18 protein-coding genes are annotated in these 16,033 nt (G+C 38.3%); 13 read left to right on the top strand and 5 right to left on the bottom strand.

The genetic code is table 11. From position 1 onward, the window contains the following. The first annotated feature begins 421 nt into the window (after positions 1–421). Positions 422–1,105, top strand: coding sequence for a 7-cyano-7-deazaguanine synthase QueC (gene queC, locus AN490_RS03915; RefSeq protein WP_300000179.1), 684 nt, complete (start codon positions 422–424; stop codon positions 1,103–1,105). A gap of 236 nt (positions 1,106–1,341) precedes the next feature. Here queC and AN490_RS03910 read toward each other — a convergent pair whose 3' ends face one another. Beyond that, positions 1,342–2,208: a shikimate dehydrogenase gene (locus tag AN490_RS03910; RefSeq protein ID WP_300000177.1), complete on the bottom strand. Its 867-nt coding sequence runs from the start codon at positions 2,206–2,208 to the stop codon at positions 1,342–1,344. A 99-nt stretch (positions 2,209–2,307) separates the two neighbouring features. Between AN490_RS03910 and AN490_RS03905 the strand changes: the two genes are divergently transcribed. Continuing rightward, a complete protein-coding gene (locus AN490_RS03905) occupies positions 2,308–3,210 on the top strand; it encodes an alpha/beta fold hydrolase (RefSeq protein ID WP_300000175.1) in 903 nt (300 codons plus the stop codon). Positions 3,211–3,417: 207 nt separating this feature from the next. Then, positions 3,418–3,879 (top strand): pyridoxamine 5'-phosphate oxidase family protein, encoded by a 462-nt coding sequence (locus AN490_RS03900; protein ID WP_300000173.1) that lies wholly within the window; start codon positions 3,418–3,420, stop codon positions 3,877–3,879. 160 nt (positions 3,880–4,039) lie between these two features. On the opposite strand, the gene ilvA is transcribed toward AN490_RS03900, so the two are convergent. After that, positions 4,040–5,551: a threonine ammonia-lyase, biosynthetic gene (ilvA, locus tag AN490_RS03895; RefSeq protein ID WP_300000171.1), complete on the bottom strand. Its 1,512-nt coding sequence runs from the start codon at positions 5,549–5,551 to the stop codon at positions 4,040–4,042. A gap of 205 nt (positions 5,552–5,756) precedes the next feature. Between ilvA and AN490_RS03890 the strand changes: the two genes are divergently transcribed. Then, positions 5,757–6,248, top strand: coding sequence for a DUF2141 domain-containing protein (locus AN490_RS03890; protein ID WP_015078859.1), 492 nt, complete (start codon positions 5,757–5,759; stop codon positions 6,246–6,248). Between the two features lie 109 nt (positions 6,249–6,357). Here the strand turns inward: AN490_RS03890 and AN490_RS03885 are convergent, their stop codons facing one another. Next, positions 6,358–6,570, bottom strand: coding sequence for a curli production assembly/transport component CsgG (locus tag AN490_RS03885; RefSeq protein ID WP_015078858.1), 213 nt, complete (start codon positions 6,568–6,570; stop codon positions 6,358–6,360). A gap of 527 nt (positions 6,571–7,097) precedes the next feature. Between AN490_RS03885 and cysE the strand changes: the two genes are divergently transcribed. The 8 genes from cysE (at position 7,098) to AN490_RS03845 (ending at position 11,793) form a co-directional block, all read left to right on the top strand. Then, positions 7,098–7,829 carry a serine O-acetyltransferase gene (gene cysE, locus AN490_RS03880; RefSeq protein ID WP_300000168.1) on the top strand — a complete coding sequence of 244 codons (732 nt, stop codon included), beginning with the start codon at positions 7,098–7,100 and terminating at the stop codon, positions 7,827–7,829. A gap of 28 nt (positions 7,830–7,857) precedes the next feature. Beyond that, positions 7,858–8,112 (top strand): Asr1405/Asl0597 family protein, encoded by a 255-nt coding sequence (locus tag AN490_RS03875; protein WP_148766455.1) that lies wholly within the window; start codon positions 7,858–7,860, stop codon positions 8,110–8,112. 271 nt (positions 8,113–8,383) lie between these two features. Then, complete coding sequence (locus tag AN490_RS03870) at positions 8,384–8,590, top strand: DUF2949 domain-containing protein (protein ID WP_168633345.1); 207 nt, start codon at positions 8,384–8,386, stop codon at positions 8,588–8,590. A 446-nt stretch (positions 8,591–9,036) separates the two neighbouring features. Next, a complete protein-coding gene (gene nifV, locus AN490_RS03865; RefSeq protein ID WP_300000133.1) occupies positions 9,037–10,167 on the top strand; it encodes a homocitrate synthase in 1,131 nt (376 codons plus the stop codon). Beyond that, on the top strand, positions 10,157–10,444 hold the full coding sequence (locus AN490_RS03860; protein WP_015078853.1) for a nitrogen fixation protein NifZ: 288 nt from the start codon (positions 10,157–10,159) through the stop codon (positions 10,442–10,444). The genes nifV and AN490_RS03860 overlap by 11 nt, the downstream gene beginning before the upstream one ends. Beyond that, on the top strand, positions 10,419–10,622 hold the full coding sequence (gene nifT / locus AN490_RS03855; RefSeq protein WP_148766457.1) for a putative nitrogen fixation protein NifT: 204 nt from the start codon (positions 10,419–10,421) through the stop codon (positions 10,620–10,622). The genes AN490_RS03860 and nifT overlap by 26 nt, the downstream gene beginning before the upstream one ends. Before the next feature lie 146 nt (positions 10,623–10,768). Next, complete coding sequence (locus AN490_RS03850; RefSeq protein ID WP_300000124.1) at positions 10,769–11,320, top strand: (2Fe-2S) ferredoxin domain-containing protein; 552 nt, start codon at positions 10,769–10,771, stop codon at positions 11,318–11,320. A gap of 272 nt (positions 11,321–11,592) precedes the next feature. Then, positions 11,593–11,793 (top strand): hypothetical protein, encoded by a 201-nt coding sequence (locus AN490_RS03845; protein ID WP_300000121.1) that lies wholly within the window; start codon positions 11,593–11,595, stop codon positions 11,791–11,793. Between the two features lie 71 nt (positions 11,794–11,864). On the opposite strand, the gene AN490_RS03840 is transcribed toward AN490_RS03845, so the two are convergent. Continuing rightward, on the bottom strand, positions 11,865–13,259 hold the full coding sequence (locus tag AN490_RS03840; protein ID WP_300000120.1) for a 1-acyl-sn-glycerol-3-phosphate acyltransferase: 1,395 nt from the start codon (positions 13,257–13,259) through the stop codon (positions 11,865–11,867). Positions 13,260–13,451: 192 nt separating this feature from the next. Between AN490_RS03840 and AN490_RS03835 the strand changes: the two genes are divergently transcribed. Beyond that, on the top strand, positions 13,452–15,260 hold the full coding sequence (locus tag AN490_RS03835) for a proline--tRNA ligase (RefSeq protein WP_300000118.1): 1,809 nt from the start codon (positions 13,452–13,454) through the stop codon (positions 15,258–15,260). 85 nt (positions 15,261–15,345) lie between these two features. Here AN490_RS03835 and AN490_RS03830 read toward each other — a convergent pair whose 3' ends face one another. Next, on the bottom strand, positions 15,346–15,480 hold the full coding sequence (locus AN490_RS03830; RefSeq protein WP_300000116.1) for a hypothetical protein: 135 nt from the start codon (positions 15,478–15,480) through the stop codon (positions 15,346–15,348). Positions 15,481–16,033 lie beyond the last annotated feature (553 nt).

Genomic DNA, 16,033 nt, shown 5'->3' with positions numbered 1-16,033 from the left:
TGGTAATCTTTTCGGTCAGCAGTTGTTAATTATCCTGTTTTATTCATCTATGGGAAAAATTATGTGTTTTTTTGGGTTGACTGTGTAAATTTCATAACTTCTTAGTAGAAATTCTCAGGTACGTATTTGGGAAATTAACTAAGTTCAATAAATACCTGATTTTTACATGGGTAAATTAATTACCCTTTCTATAAGTAAAATTACAAGTCATCAAATAGTTAATACTCAGAGTATAATGTTTTAGACGATTTATACAATTGATATTCTCATTCCTGAGAGTCTTTTTGGACATATTTAATTTTTGTTTGTGGCATTTTGTTGATTTTCCCATCTTTTGGATGCAATTTGTGAAGGACTGGGTAATTGGTCAAATTTCCCGCTTCTACCCCTGTTTATTGATCTCCCATTTCTTATTCTGAATATGAAAGCTGTAATTCTGTTGTCTGGTGGTTTAGATTCTTCGACAGTTCTTTACAAAGCAAAGGCTGATGGCTGTGAATGTTACGCTATTTCTTTTGATTATCAACAGCGGCATAGGAAAGAATTAAATTCTGCTTTGATGATTGCTAAAGCGGCTGGAGTAATTCAACATCAAGTGGTTAATTTTGACTTGGGACAATGGGGTGGTTCAGCACTGACAGATCACAAAATTGATGTACCTAAAGGGCGCTCGCTGGCCGAAATGGCGGATAATATTCCTGTAACCTATGTTCCAGCCCGGAATACCATCTTTTTAAGTTTTGCTTTGAGCTATGCCGAGGCGATCGCCGCAGAAAGAGTATATATTGGCGTTAACATCCTAGATTATTCTGGCTACCCAGATTGTCGTCCTGATTATATCGAAGCTATGCAGGAAGTTTTCCGCTTGGGAACAAAACAAGGACGTGAGGGAGAAGCTATGAAAATTATTGCTCCGTTAATTGATTTGAAGAAGACAGAAATTATTCAACTAGGTAATCAATTAGGAGTTCCTTGGGACCTCACTTGGTCTTGCTATGCTGGTGGTGAGTCAGCTTGCGGTGTCTGTGATTCTTGTCAGTTGCGATTAGCGGCTTTTGCAGAATTGGGTTTAAAAGATCCTGTTGATTATTCTGAAGTTGGTTAGAGGTTGTTTGAAAAGTATTATATGAAACCCATAATCTCCAAAAACCTAACCCCCCTCCCCCCCTTCCCTACAAGGGAATGTCCTGGTTAAAAGTATCAATAGTATGTCTAAGAAAAATAAAACTGAACGTGAGTCACTGGAATTTTACTCGACTTGTGTGTACACCGTAAGGTCTTTAGACCGGGGAGTGTCAATTTCCTTCTTTCCCCTCCTGACTCCTGACTCCTTGATTCCTGTCATATCCCCAGGTGATTTTGCAATGCTTGACGCATTTCGTTGACGGGGACTGTTTCCTGTTGTAACCAGATTTTTAAGGCTGCTGCACCTTGTTGGACAAGCATTTCTAAACCATCAATCATAATTGCTCCTTGTTTTTCGGCTAGGTGCAAAAATTTGGTGGGTTTAGGGATATAAATTAAATCATAGACAATGGCATCACCAGGCAAATAACCCATTTCTTGACTACTCAATGGCGATTCATCAACATGGGGATACATTCCCATCGGGGTTGTATTTACCAGTAGGTTAGCTTGGTGGAGTAGGTTCGGTAATTCTTGCCATTCATGCACCTGAAATTTATCTGCAAAGGGTGAATTTTCCCAACTTTGAGTAAATGCTTGTAATTTTTGTAAATTCCGCCCTACCACGTGAATTTCTGCCAAACCGAGTTGAATACAACCCGCTACCACAGCCCTCGCAGCCCCACCATTCCCTAAAATTACCGCTTTTTTCTGACTCCAATCTTGATGATATGTTGTTTGTAAAGGGGCAATAAATCCTGCCACATCTGTGTTTGTCCCCACCCATTTATCACCTTGACGAGTGACGGTATTCACTGCACCGATAGCTTGAGCAATCGGGGAAATTTCGGATAATAACGGCAATATTGCTTGTTTGTGGGGAATTGTGATGCTAAATCCTACAACACCAATACTAGCAAAACCTGCGATCGCTCTCTCTAAATTTTCCGGTGCAACGGGAAAAGGCAAATACACATAATCTAATCCCAGTTTAGCCAAAGCCGCATTGTGCATCAATGGTGAAAGGGAATGTGACACAGGATGTCCAATAACTCCCAAAAGTTGCGTTTTTCCAGTAATCATTTTTATTAGTAGTCAGTTGTTAGTAGTCAGTTGTCCGTTGTCCGTTGGTTAATAATTTGATTTACAATTATTCACAGTAACTTAATATTTCTTTGTAATATGCAAACAAGTATCGCTTCCTCCACAAATCCGATTCCTGGTCAATACTGGCAATGGCGCGGACACAATGTGTACTATGTACAAGCAGGAGAACCACACCCTCAGCGTTCACCCTTGCTATTAGTACATGGTTTTGGTGCTTCCACAGACCATTGGCGCAAGAATATCACAGAATTAAGTGCAGATTTCCAAGTATTTGCCATTGACCTGTTAGGATTTGGGCGTTCCGCCAAACCTAATTTACAGTATAGCGGTGACTTGTGGCGCGACCAACTCCATGATTTTATCAGTGAAGTCATTGGTCAAAAGACAATTTTAGCAGGTAATTCTTTAGGTGGTTACGCTTGTTTATGCGTTGCTTCCCAACGTCCTGACAGTGCTGCTGGTGTGGTCTTACTTAATAGTGCTGGTCCATTTTCCCCACCAGAAAATCAAATTCAACCTGCTATCAATCCTCTACAAAAAGTTTTAGGTAAAACTGTTAAATGGTTTTTTAAACAACGTTTAGCCCAGTCTTTATTATTTCAATATACGCGCCAAAAGTGGGTAATTCGCCGAACCTTAGCAAAAGTTTATCTTGATCAAAGTGCAATTACAGATCAATTAGTAGCAGAAATTCAGCGTCCAGCCTTTGATAAAGGGGCGTTAGATGTATTTATTTCTGTTTTTAGTAGTCCTCAAGGGGCAAAAGTTGACATTTTACTTAAACAATTAACTTGTCCATTATTGTTATTATGGGGAGAAGCAGATCCTTGGATGAAAGCGCGAGAACGTTCCCAAAAATTCCATGAATATTATCCCCAATTAACAGAATATTTTCTCACAGCCGGTCATTGTCCCCATGATGAAATTCCTGAACAAGTGAATTCACATTTACGGGATTGGGTAATTAATTTGAGTTGAAAATAAAATGGGCGGGCAAGATGCCCAGCCCACAATATTTTAATTATGATTTTATCTAATTGACATCTTCTTTAAGGTATATTTATTTAGTTATAAATTGGTAATATCAGATTTTGATAATTACTTCTTTAGACTCACGTATATAAATCGAAAACCTTTAAAACTAAAAATATAACTCATGTCCATAACACTAAAATTATAGATATAATGACACAATCTGTAGACACAAAACCACAAGTTCAAGAATTGCGTAACCTGCTTGCAGGTTTTGAATGTGGGATGTTAACCACAGTTGATGATGATGCCACTTTACATAGTCGTCCTATGTCAATTTGTAATGAAATTGACAATGATGCTACACTCTGGTTTTTTACATTAGTCAATTCCCATAAAGTAGTAGAAATCGAACATCATCAACAGGTGAATATTAGTTTTTCCGCACCTAATCAACAACGATATGTTTCCATATTAGGAACAGCCCAATTAACAAGAGATCGTAATCAACTGCAAGGAAAATGGCAACACAAATTACAAACTTGGTTTCCAAAAGGAATAAATGAACCAAATCTTGCATTACTGAAAGTCAAAGTTAATAAAGTAGATTATTGGGAGAGTTCATCTAGTTCTAGTCCGGAAACGATTAGTTTTTTGGAACTATCACACCGTTAATTATATAAATTGCCATAATCCCAATAAAACCAAAATTACAGCAATTTTCACATATTTAAACCACAGCTTAAATTAATTTCTTCCTTTGCGCCTTTGCTCCTTTGCGCCTTTGCGCGAAACAAAAATAAGATGTGGTTTATTTACTTAAAAATAGCTGAAATCATCCTAAAAATAACTTATATGCCGGATTATCGCTTTCATTGCAATAATGATAACCAAGATTATCTAAGAATGATTGCCATTCTGTTGTTTCATGGGGGGGAACTTGCATTCCTACCAGAATTCTTCCATAGTCTGCACCATTATTGCGATAATGAAATAAGCTAATATTCCAATCGGGAGACATGGAAGTTACAAATTGCATTAAAGCCCCTGGACGTTCCGGAAATTCAAAGCGATAAAGTAGTTCGTTTTCTGCAAGGGGAGAATGTCCTCCTACCATGTGACGCAAATGCAGTTTTGTTAATTCATCATCTGTTAAATCTATGGTTTTTAAACCGTGAGATTCAAAATTTTCGACCATTTTAGCAGCGTCGGCACGATTTTCTATTTGCACACCTACGAAAATATGCGCTTCTTTTTGGTCAGCAATGCGATAGTTAAATTCTGTGAGATTGCGCTTACCAATACATTCACAAAACTTTCTTAAACTACCTCTTGCTTCGGGAATTCTCACTGCAAAGATGGCTTCTCGACGTTCTCCAAATTCTGCCCGTTCTGCCACAAAACGTAACCGGTCAAAGTTCATGTTAGCACCACAAGCAACGGCAACGAGGGTTTGATTTTGAATTTGTTCACGTTCTGCGTAGAGTTTTGCGCCAGCGATCGCTAATGCCCCCGCAGGTTCTAAAATAGAACGAGTATCCTCAAAAACATCTTTAATTGCCGCACAGGTGGCATCTGTATCCACTAAAATAATTTCGTCTACATATTGCTGACATAGGCGGAAGGTTTCTTCTCCTACTTCCCGCACCGCTACACCGTCAGCAAATAAACCCACCTGAGACAATCGCACTCTTTCGCCAGCTTGCAATGATTGATACATGGCGTTAGCGTCTACAGGTTCAACACCAATAATTTTAATATCGGGACGCAACCGTTTAACATAAGCTGCAATACCAGAAATCAAGCCACCACCACCAATAGCCACAAATATGGCATGAATGGGTTGCTGATATTGTCGCAGGATTTCCATACCGATTGTTCCCTGGCCAGCAATCACTTCCGGATCATCAAAGGGATGTATAAAAGTTAACCCTTTTTCTGCTTCCAGTTGTCGGGCGTAGGCGTAAGCATCATCATAGTTATTGCCATATAAGACAACTTCTCCTCCCCGCGCTTTGACTGCATTTATTTTTACCTGGGGCGTAATCACGGGCATAACGATGATGGCTTTTGTTCCCAAGCGACTGGCAGCTAAGGCTACACCTTGGGCATGATTTCCCGCAGAAGCCGCTATGACACCCTGTTCAAGTAAGTCTGGGGTGAGATTGACCATTTTGTTATATGCACCCCGCAGTTTGAAGGAGAAGACTGATTGCATATCTTCCCGTTTCAGGAGGACTTTATTATTCAGCCTCGCGGAGAGGTTCGGGGCATATTCTAGTGGTGTTTCTTGGGCTACATCATAGACGCGGGCGGTGAGGATTTGTACCAGGTAGTCGCAATACATATCAAGGGGTGCAATTGGGGTTGGTTGTTAATTCTACCGCTTGTTGGTTAGTTGGAGAGGATGGTTTTGGAAAATGATTTTGCCTCTCTATTAGCAGGTAAACTCGCTATAATAGAGATTTTTGCGGCTGTTAGTCGCTTATAAAAATCCCAATTGACAACATTCTTGGGTGAGATAATAGTTCTATTTAATAGAGGGTAAATTAATGAAGCAACAGTTAAATATCGCGTTAGGTCAAGCGTCAAGCCGGGGATTAATATTACTACTCCCTATTTTGGGAAATTTTCTCTTTTTAGCTAGTGCTAAAGCAGATTTGACTAGTAGTCTGACGATTGAAGTAGAAGGACTGAAAAACAAATCTGGACAAATTTGTGCTACTCTTTTTGATCAAAGTAAAGGATTTCCTGGTGATAGTAAAAAGGCTTGGCAATCCGAGTGTACTAAAATTACAGAAATGCCTCAAAAACTGATTTTTAAGGATTTAAAACCAGGTAATTATGCTGTTGCATTAATCCATGATGCCAATGGCAATGGTAATCTTGATACTAATTCTTTTGGTATGCCCACAGAAGGTTTTGGATTTTCTCAAAATCCAGAGGTTTTAACCGGACCTCCTAAGTTTAATGATTCGGCTGTTACTGTATCTAAAACTAATACTGATATTAAGATTAAGATGAAATATTTCTTTGGTTCTTAGCTAGAGACAGCGTAACCTACAATTATTAATTAACAGTGGGTTACGCTGCATCAAATTTATATTCCTTCTTAATCCTTTTTCCCTCGGAAAAAATGAACAGTTACGCCATTTATTCCAATTCTAAAACTTTTTGAGTATTCTCACGACGACGCTGTTCTTTCTTTTCAAACTCAGCTACACAGCTACCTTTATCAACCATTACACAGCTTAGATAATTGGTGATTTCAACCAACCCTGCACGAAGTGCTTTACCGACAGGGGCTTTGGTTGTTTTTTGATTATCACCACCAATATTGATACCAGAAAAACATACCTTCGCCATTTTGTCAAAGTGCTAACAAAATATGGGTTTCGGACTATGGGTTTAAAGTTCTATTCAAACTTTCCCTGTTTTAATTTTTGTATCCCCATATCCAGCAAACAAATCCTAAAACAAAATAAAGAAATTCACTTTTCAACTACCAGAACTATAGAATAATAGTAGTAGTCAGCAATACATAAAATCTATATTTACTGTCATCAAGACAACGGTTATCAGCAAATGAGTACAATTGAATATATGGAAAAATATCTTGCCTAAATAGCTGCAAAGACTGACAGGTTCAGAGATTTCTTTTGAGTACAAAAAAGCTGCATCCCTAAGCCGAAAATACCAGTACCCCTGTAATTAAAAGCTAGTACCCCTACCCCAATAAAAAATGTAAATTTGTTTTACATAGGGGTTTAAACCTATTGAGTACAAGCTTAATAAATTTAATAAATCTAATCTGCATTGCTAATTTTTGCTGCTGGGGAGTCATCTGATATAAGCATGAAAACAGTCCCAGCTATTTTCACCTAACAGTACAAATGCACCAGTCATTAAACAGGATCAGTAAAACCGAGACTGTAAATAAAAAGCTCCGAAAAGATGGAAGTTCTCGACTTTTTTTAGCACCATTAATCAGTGATTTTCAGATTATTTTTGAGCGTGATCCAGCAGCACGTAATTGGTTAGAGGTTATATTTTGTTATCCGGGATTTCATGCTCTTTGTTTACATCGTCTTGCACATTGGTTACATATCCACAAGGTGAGTTTTATTCCCCGGTTGATTTCTCATTGGGGACGGTTTTTCACAGGTATTGAAATTCACCCAGGGGCAAAAATTGGTAAGGGTGTATTTATTGATCATGGCATGGGTGTTGTGATTGGTGAAACTGCCATTGTGGGAGACTATACACTTATTTATCAGGGTGTCACATTGGGAGGAACTGGCAAAGAAAGCGGTAAACGTCATCCTACCTTGGGTAATAATGTGATAGTTGGTGCGGGTGCGAAAGTATTAGGAAATATTCAAATTAGCGATCGCGTCCGCATTGGTGCAGGGTCAATTGTCTTGGGTGATGTGCCTCCAGATGCCACTGTAGTCGGCATTCCTGGACGGATTATTGCTCCTAAGTCTCATAATCGCATTTCTCCCTTAGAACATGGCAAATTACCCGATATAGAGGCAGGTGTAATTCGTTCTTTACTCTCGCGGATTGAGCAGTTAGAAAAACAAGTCCAAATTCTCACCAATCATCACCGAGACGATCAATAACGTCAATTTCATAAATCTTGAATTACTAATGTCACAAAATTGTAAGTTTTTAACTGTCGGTGAACAAGTTTTGCAGATTCCTTTAGGTGATAGATGGTGTATTTATCACCGTTTGCAAGAGTTGATGATTTCCTGTTCCTGTCCTCCGGATGGGTCTTTGCGCGTGCAAGTTAATAACCTCCAAGAAGCGATTCTTGTTCGCAGTACATTAATGCAATTTTTTGCTTCTCGTCATCAGTTGGTGAAGTGGTTAGAAAATTGTTTGTGTAATGGTATGGAGTAAAGATTACTGAAAACAATGATGTTTGTTTGATTGGTATTACTAATTACCATTGATGATTTTGAGAATGTCTAATCAAAAGCATATCAAAGATTAATTCTTGATGCAAGTCTGATTTATCTCAAGTCATTATTCACTCACAAACTATCTTGCATATTCAAGATAATTCACATAAGCTAAGGTTCACCCAGTTTGCTAAAACTAAAAAAAAATTAGTAATTGCTGATGGGAATAACTTGTACCTTATGTTGATTTCAATTGTCAATGTCCAATTATGCTGATTAAGAGTAGTGATAGGAAGTTACTGCAATTTCTCCAAAAAGAACTAGCACTTTCCCAGGCTGATATTGCTGTAGCAACGCGACATCCTGAGTTCAATCATGGACCTTTACCGATGCTGCTTTGGCAATATGGTTTAGTGGATTTACAACAACTAGATAGAATTTTTGATTGGCTTGCAGAACATCCTGAATTAAGGTAGATGAAAAATTACCAGTACCGCAAGGCGGAATTAAAAATTAAAAATTAATAATTAAAAAAGCGGATCATACAAGCTTTTTAATGGTTTTTAATGGTTATCTTATTTCCGCCGCAGTGTAATAGTGAAACTATGAGGTGAAAATTATGATTACTAGTTTAATTGCTGGCATGATTATGTTATTTTTTACAGAATTTACTAATATTTGTATGGGTTATTGGCTACTAACAAAATTCACAAATAATACCACGAAAAATATTGGATAAATTATACTTATTTTTTGTTTCTTGTCATACAGATGCAACAGCAATATTTGATTAATAATTAAGGATCGTAAATCATGAATCATGATTTATTCGCTCAATTAAGAATTTATTGCCCATCTACCACCATGAAAAATTGTAGCGAACAAGGATATTACAAAAAACTCCGCTAGAGGGACCTTGAAAATGTATCAAATCATGATTAATGATACGACATTACGTGATGGGGAACAGGCAGCAGGTGTTGCTTTTAACTTAGAAGAAAAAGTAGCGATCGCACAATTTCTCGATGCCATTGGTGTCCATGAATTAGAAGTAGGAATTCCGGCAATGGGAGAAGAAGAAATTCGCGCCATTGTTGCCATTCGTAACTTAGATTTACAAGCTAAATTATTAGGTTGGAATCGGGCTGTTATCTCAGATATTAAAGCTTCTATAGCCTGTGGATTAGAGCGAGTACATATTGCAATTCCTGTGTCTGGAGTGCAAATTGCCGCTAAATTTCATGGGCAATGGCGAGTAAGTTTACAAAAACTAAAAGACTGTATTAGCTTCGCCTTAGATCAAGGTCTTTGGGTATCAGTTGGTGGCGAAGATTCTTCTAGAGCCGACGAAAACTTTCTCCAAGATGTTGCCATGTTATCACAAGAATGGGGAGCATCTCGGTTTCGGTTTTGTGATACAGTTGGGGTACTTGATCCCTTCCGAACTCACCTTAAAGTTAAGCATTTAGTATCAACTCTATCAATTCCTATTGAGATTCACACCCATAATGATTTTGGACTAGCAACTGCTAACGCCTTAGCCGGAATCAAAGCTGGTGCTGTATCTGTAAATACTACCGTTAATGGACTAGGAGAAAGAGCCGGAAATGCAGCTTTAGAAGAAGTAATTATGGCTCTAAAATGTATTTACGGTGTTGACTTGGGAATTCAGACTCAACACTTGTTAAAACTATCTCAATTAGTCGCTAAAGCTTCCGGTGCTAATGTTCAACCTTGGAAAGCAATTGTGGGTGAAAATACCTTTGCTCATGAGTCTGGTATTCATGCTCATGGTGTATTGCAAAACCCAGTTACTTATGAACCTTATGCTCCTGAAGATGTGGGTTGGGAACGGCGTTTGGTCATAGGTAAACATTCTGGCAGACATTCATTATCTAACCTATTAGAACAGCATGGCATCTTTCTCGATTCTCAAGAAACCCAAGCTATTTTAGATGTAGTCCGTCAGCAATCAATCCTCAGAAAACGCAGTCTCACTACAGAAGAATTATTAAATTTAGTCAGCGAAAAAAGGTATTCCCATGCAACGTGATGAAATAGAACTGGACTCGCAACCCATTTTTGAAATTGGTCAAAAAGTTCGAGTTAAGAAACTAATCAAAAACGATGGAACTTTTCCAGGTAGAGAAATTGGGGAAGTTTTAGCCAAAATTGGTGATGTTGGTTATGTCTCCAGCATTGGTACATTTTTGCAAGCTTATTATATCTATGCTGTACATTTTTTGGAAACAGGGTACATCATCGGTTGTCGAAAAAGAGAACTAGAATCTGCTGAGGAAACACATGAAAGTAATGCTCCGAATGAATGATGCTGGTACTTTAGTTGTCTACGTCCCTAAAAAAGATTTAGAAGAAGAAGTAGTCAAAGAAACAGATGGTGCAGCAGGTAAAATTCTCACTTTAACTAATGGTTGGGAATTAGAATTTAGTGAATTTCCCGATAAAAGTCGTTTACCCGTAACAGTAGAAGCTAAACGTCTTCCTTAAAATCTCACAAAATACTAAGAAGGTAACAGGCAAAAATCTCTTTTTTTCCTCTTCCTTCTTCCTTCTTCCTTCCTTCTTTCTTCTTTCTTCTTCCTCCTGACTCCTAAGTTATTAAATTTTCTCTTGAAAAAATTGGGTTATCGCAAATGGGTGAAAAATATTTGGCTTTATCGGAATTGAATATTGAAGGACAGTTTTTAGGTTTTGCGGGGAAAAAAACTGGAAAATATAAGCATTTACAGTTAGGAATTGCCGGGGGAAATATCAAAATTAAAATTCCTAAAAATTTACGTTGTTCTATAGGTTTATCTTTAGTCCCTGGTGAGCAAATTCATATAGATGCTATTAGTAAATTAAACCCCCGTAACAGGAAATTAAAACTCGAAGCTTATCAAATTCAAGCAGTGGGTTTTTGTCTGATCAAAAATCCGCTTCCTCTTCCTCTTCCTCAACCTAAAGCCAAGATTATGGTATGTCAAAAATCTGGTTGTCTGAAACGGGGTGGAAAGGGGTTATTATCAGACTTAGAAAAAACTTTGGGCGATCGCGGTTTATCTGATAAAGTGACAATTGAACATACCGATTGTCAAAAACGCTGTAGCAGCGCCCCCAATTGTGTTTTAATGTTAGGTAAAAAGCAATACAAAAAAGCTCATCCAGAAGCGATCGCATCTTTGTTAGAGAATCATTTGAGTTAACTTGTCAATATATCTGACAACATCGTTGCCAAAAGTACACCGCATTATCTCGTTCCCAGTCTCTGACTGGGAATGCTATCACAGAGGCTCTGCCTAAATCTGTTATTCAAGGCAGAGCCTTCTAGAATTAATTCCCATACAGAGTATGGGAACGAGAAAAATCCTCTAAATTCTAATTCAGACAAAAAGAAACAATCTAAAAATACCTAACGTCAATAACAAAACAATTTGAAAAATCATTAACCCAAGACAAATTTGAACAATTCAACAAATTGAGTTTCCCCGCACCTCCAGGTTCAGCAGATTATATCATCTATACCCTAACCAGTCAAAAAGCCACAACCCAATATAATGACATCTCGCAATCTCAACTACCAAACAAACTAGATAAAGTTGTCAAAGCCTGGAACGAATTAAAAAATAGCGCCGACTTACTTAACCCAAATCCTCAACTATTGAAGTTGGGGATTTAAATCACACTTTTAATTTCTGTATTTCTTCCTTCCTTTGCGCCTTTGCGCCTTTGCGTGAGACAATTTATTTATCATCCCTTCTCCACCAAACCCTCCAAAACCTGCTGCAAATCACTCGTCAACTCAGCCACAGATTGTCTAGCAGCAACCCGACTACCTTTATAAACCGGATAACGTCCAGAAACAGAAATTGGTGTACTCACAGTTATCTTCACCTGCTGCTTACCCAATTCTGGACGATTTAAAGGAATATTCCCCTTAATTTTATTCACCATATCCCATAAAAGTAAAGTCATTTCTGCAAATCTTTCCACCGTTGGTTTTTCCCGGATATAAATCCCAGAAACAGCTACAAAACTCTCAACTAACCTCATGTGCCACATCCGAAAATATGCTTCCTCAGCAATTCTATCTCCCAAACTTTTATCAATAGATGATAATAATTTAATATCCTTAAAATCTTCCCTAAATATATAATTCCAACCTGCTTGTTCTACCCGTCTACATCTATCATTCCAATTCCCTCTAGATGGTAAATCAAAATATTGTTCAGCAATAAATAAAGCGATATTCATTACAGCTTGTAACCGATAAGCTAAAGCTTCATTTCTATCAGTAATTTCCCCATTAGTAATTTTTTCATCTGGCAATGTTTGATGATAAAATTTAGTATAAAATTGCTCCATTACCGATAATAAATGTTCAGCTAACCCTAATAATCGGGGATAAAGCGCAGCAAAAGAAGCCTCAGTTTTCTCTTGATTCACAGATAAACCACTAGCTGCCTCTAATTCAGTTAATAAATTTGCTATATTATCCCAAGGTTCATTGACATAACTATATTTAATTCCTATTGGTAAAATTAAGACTTCCTCATCTCTTCCCGCTTTTTGCAAATCTTCCGCACACCAAAAACCCATCTGTGCGATACCCGGTTCTAACGGACTAATAATCTCCGATAAACCATTTGTAGCACCCTCGGGCGCAGCAGCCATGGGAAACTTACCATTAATATACAAATCCCGCGCGGAACGCAACCCAGTCCAATCGGCTTTACCGCGTTGAATCGGAGTTCCCCCCAAATGGGAAATTACCCAACCAACTTGAGAACCAGCCCAGAGAGGAATGCCCCGATCATAGATAAAATGGGCATGAAGTGGATATTGTAGCTGTGTACCCCCAACTTGTGCTACTTTAGGCAAGATTTGGGACAGTAAATAAGTTAAACAAAGAGGGTCTGCTGTTTGAGGATGACGAAACGCCAACATAAACCGGATTTTACCATCCTGAAACCGCTGATAACAATCCGCCAAAGTTTCAACATTTTCTGCTTCAATGTTGCTAATAGGTGTTTTCCAGCGAATCCAGTTAGGTAGCACAAAATGTACCAACTTTAACAACAAGGGGTTAAAAGCTGGCGGAATAAATTCTAAGGGTGGTTGTGCTTGATACATTGCTTCCGACAAGGTAATTATCTCCTCAAGTTACATGAAAAAAGTATTTTTTCGCGCAAAGACGCAAAGGAGCAAAGACACAAAGGAATAGATTAACTCATGCTGTGGTCTAGGTTGTAAGTCTTTACTACAAAATTTTTTTGACTACATGAGAATATTTTAGACGTAACTAATTTGAAAAATTAGCAAATAAAGGTAAAAACAATGCGATTATCACAAATGTTATTTGTTACACTACGGGATGATCCTGCTGATGCGGAAATCCCTAGTCATAAGTTGTTACTCCGTGCTGGATATATCCGTCGCATTGGTAGTGGGATTTATGCTTATCTTCCCCTAATGTGGCGGGTTTTGCAAAAAGTTTCCCAAATTGTCCGGGAAGAAATGAACGCTACTGGCGCACAAGAATGTTTATTACCACAGTTACAACCTGCGGAATTATGGCAGGAGTCGGGAAGATGGGATACTTATACTAAGGCTGAGGGAATTATGTTTTCTTTCGTGGATAGAAGAGAACAACAATTAGGACTAGGACCAACTCATGAAGAAGTAATTACTACTGTTGCCCGTGATATGATTCGTTCATATCGTCAATTACCTGTACATTTATATCAAATTCAAACTAAGTTCCGTGATGAAATTCGTCCTCGTTTCGGTTTAATGCGTGGACGAGAATTTATCATGAAAGATGGTTATTCTTTCCATGCTGATGAAGAAAGTTTGAAAAAAACTTACCAGGAAATGTACACTGCTTACAGTAATATGTTGCGGCGTTCTGGTTTGGCTTTTCGGGCTGTGGAAGCTGATTCTGGGGCTATTGGTGGTTCTGGTTCGACAGAATTTATGGTGTTAGCAGATGCGGGAGAAGATGAGGTTCTCTATACTGAAGATGGTAAATATGCGGCTAACGTAGAAAAAGCAGTTTCTTTAGCAGCGGAAGCGGAAACTTCACCTTTTACAACTTACGAAAAACGGGAAACTCCGGGAATTGATACAATTGAAAAACTTTGTAATTTCCTCAAATGTTCTCCTACCCAAATTGTCAAAAACGTTTTATATCAAACTGTTTATGATAACGGTTTAACGGTTTTGGTGTTGATCAATATTCGCGGAGATCAGGAAATTAATGAAGTTAAATTACAAAATGAATTGACTAAATTAGCTCCTGAATTTGGTGCTAAAACTATTCTGACTCTAACTGTACCAAATGCTGAAGCCCAAGAAACGTGGAAAGCTAAATCTTTACCTTTAGGTTATATCGCACCAGACATTGCTGATGATTATATTGCGGGAAGTAAACAGGTAAATTCTCAATTTGTGCGGTTGGTAGATCAAACTGCGGTGGAGTTAAAGAATTTTGTTACTGGTGCAAATGAAAGCGGTTTTCACGTAGTTGGCGCAAATTGGAATGAGCAATTTAAATTACCTGCTATAACCGTAGATATTCGTAAAGCAGAATTAGGCGATCGCTCCCGCCATGACTCAACCCAAACCCTACAAACAGCTAGAGGCATCGAAGCTGGTCACATCTTCCAATTAGGTACAAAATACTCTCAAGCGATGGGTGCAACTTATACCAACGAAGAAGGAGAAGAAAAACCTTTAGTTATGGGTTGCTATGGTGTTGGTGTGTCTCGGTTAGCACAATCAGCCGTAGAACAATCCTATGATAAAGATGGGATAATTTGGCCAGTAGCGATCGCACCATATCACGCCATTATCACAATTCCTAACATTAAAGATGCCCAACAGATCGCCGTCGCCGAAAAACTTTACACAGAACTGAACAAAGCAGGGGTAGAAACGTTATTAGATGACAGAGATGAACGTGCAGGAGTTAAATTCAAAGATGCAGACTTAATCGGGATTCCCTTTAGAATAGTCACCGGACGAGCGATTACAAATGGTAAAGTCGAAGTAGTCAAACGCGCAAATCGTGAATCTCAAGAAATTCCGATTGAGGAAGTTGTCAATACATTGCAACAGTGGATTAAAGAAGCGATAGAAGGGTAAAATACAACTCTTGTGGGGTGGGCATACTATGGCTAACGCCACGCTGCGCTATCGACAAGCTCAGTACAAGTCTTGCCCGCCATCATCATAGATCATTTTCACTCAAACCGGCAATTTTTAAGTAAGTGGGCTGAGAAAAACCAAAATGTGTCAAGAAAAGTAAAATCGCCCAAAACTTCTTCACTCTTGCATGAGTGCCTCTTTCCTGTTGCCTTGCCATAACGACAATTTTTAACGCCAACCTACTTAATAAATTTAGGGTAGTATTAAATATACTTGTAAATACGCAATAAATAATCAAAATTAACATTAGCCTTAATCTTTCCTTGACGGGGCGACAAAGTATGATCAAAGACTCATAAAATAAGGATTATAGGCAGATACGAAGAGAAATGGTAACACATCAAAATCCGTACTAAATAAAAATGTTGCCTATGTTGCCTGTATTCTATCAGACATATTTAGAGACACAATTTAGCCCCAGCGAATATCTATTTCTAAAAATAATAATTACTGTATTACTTCACCTTCGCCACGTCAGGGACAAGCTAGACCTTGATTATGCAGTGATGAATGGAGTTAAAGCTAGGGGGGAAGGTATTGCCTAAAAAAAATATTTCCCAACCCCCTTGACAAACCCAAAAAGGATTGCTATATTGATTAAGTGCCGAAGAGAGAAACAACTCCCGGCAACTGAACCGAGAAAAAATAATACTTTGAAAGAATAGATTAAACCAATCCTCGTCGTGAAGATAATTGCAAGAGGATTCGAG

The organism is Anabaena sp. AL09 (assembly GCF_001672255.1).
Taxonomy (GTDB): domain Bacteria; phylum Cyanobacteriota; class Cyanobacteriia; order Cyanobacteriales; family Nostocaceae; genus Dolichospermum; species Dolichospermum lemmermannii.
The sequence above is the reverse complement of the archived record's forward strand: the minus strand, read 5'-3'. Positions and strand labels throughout refer to the sequence as shown.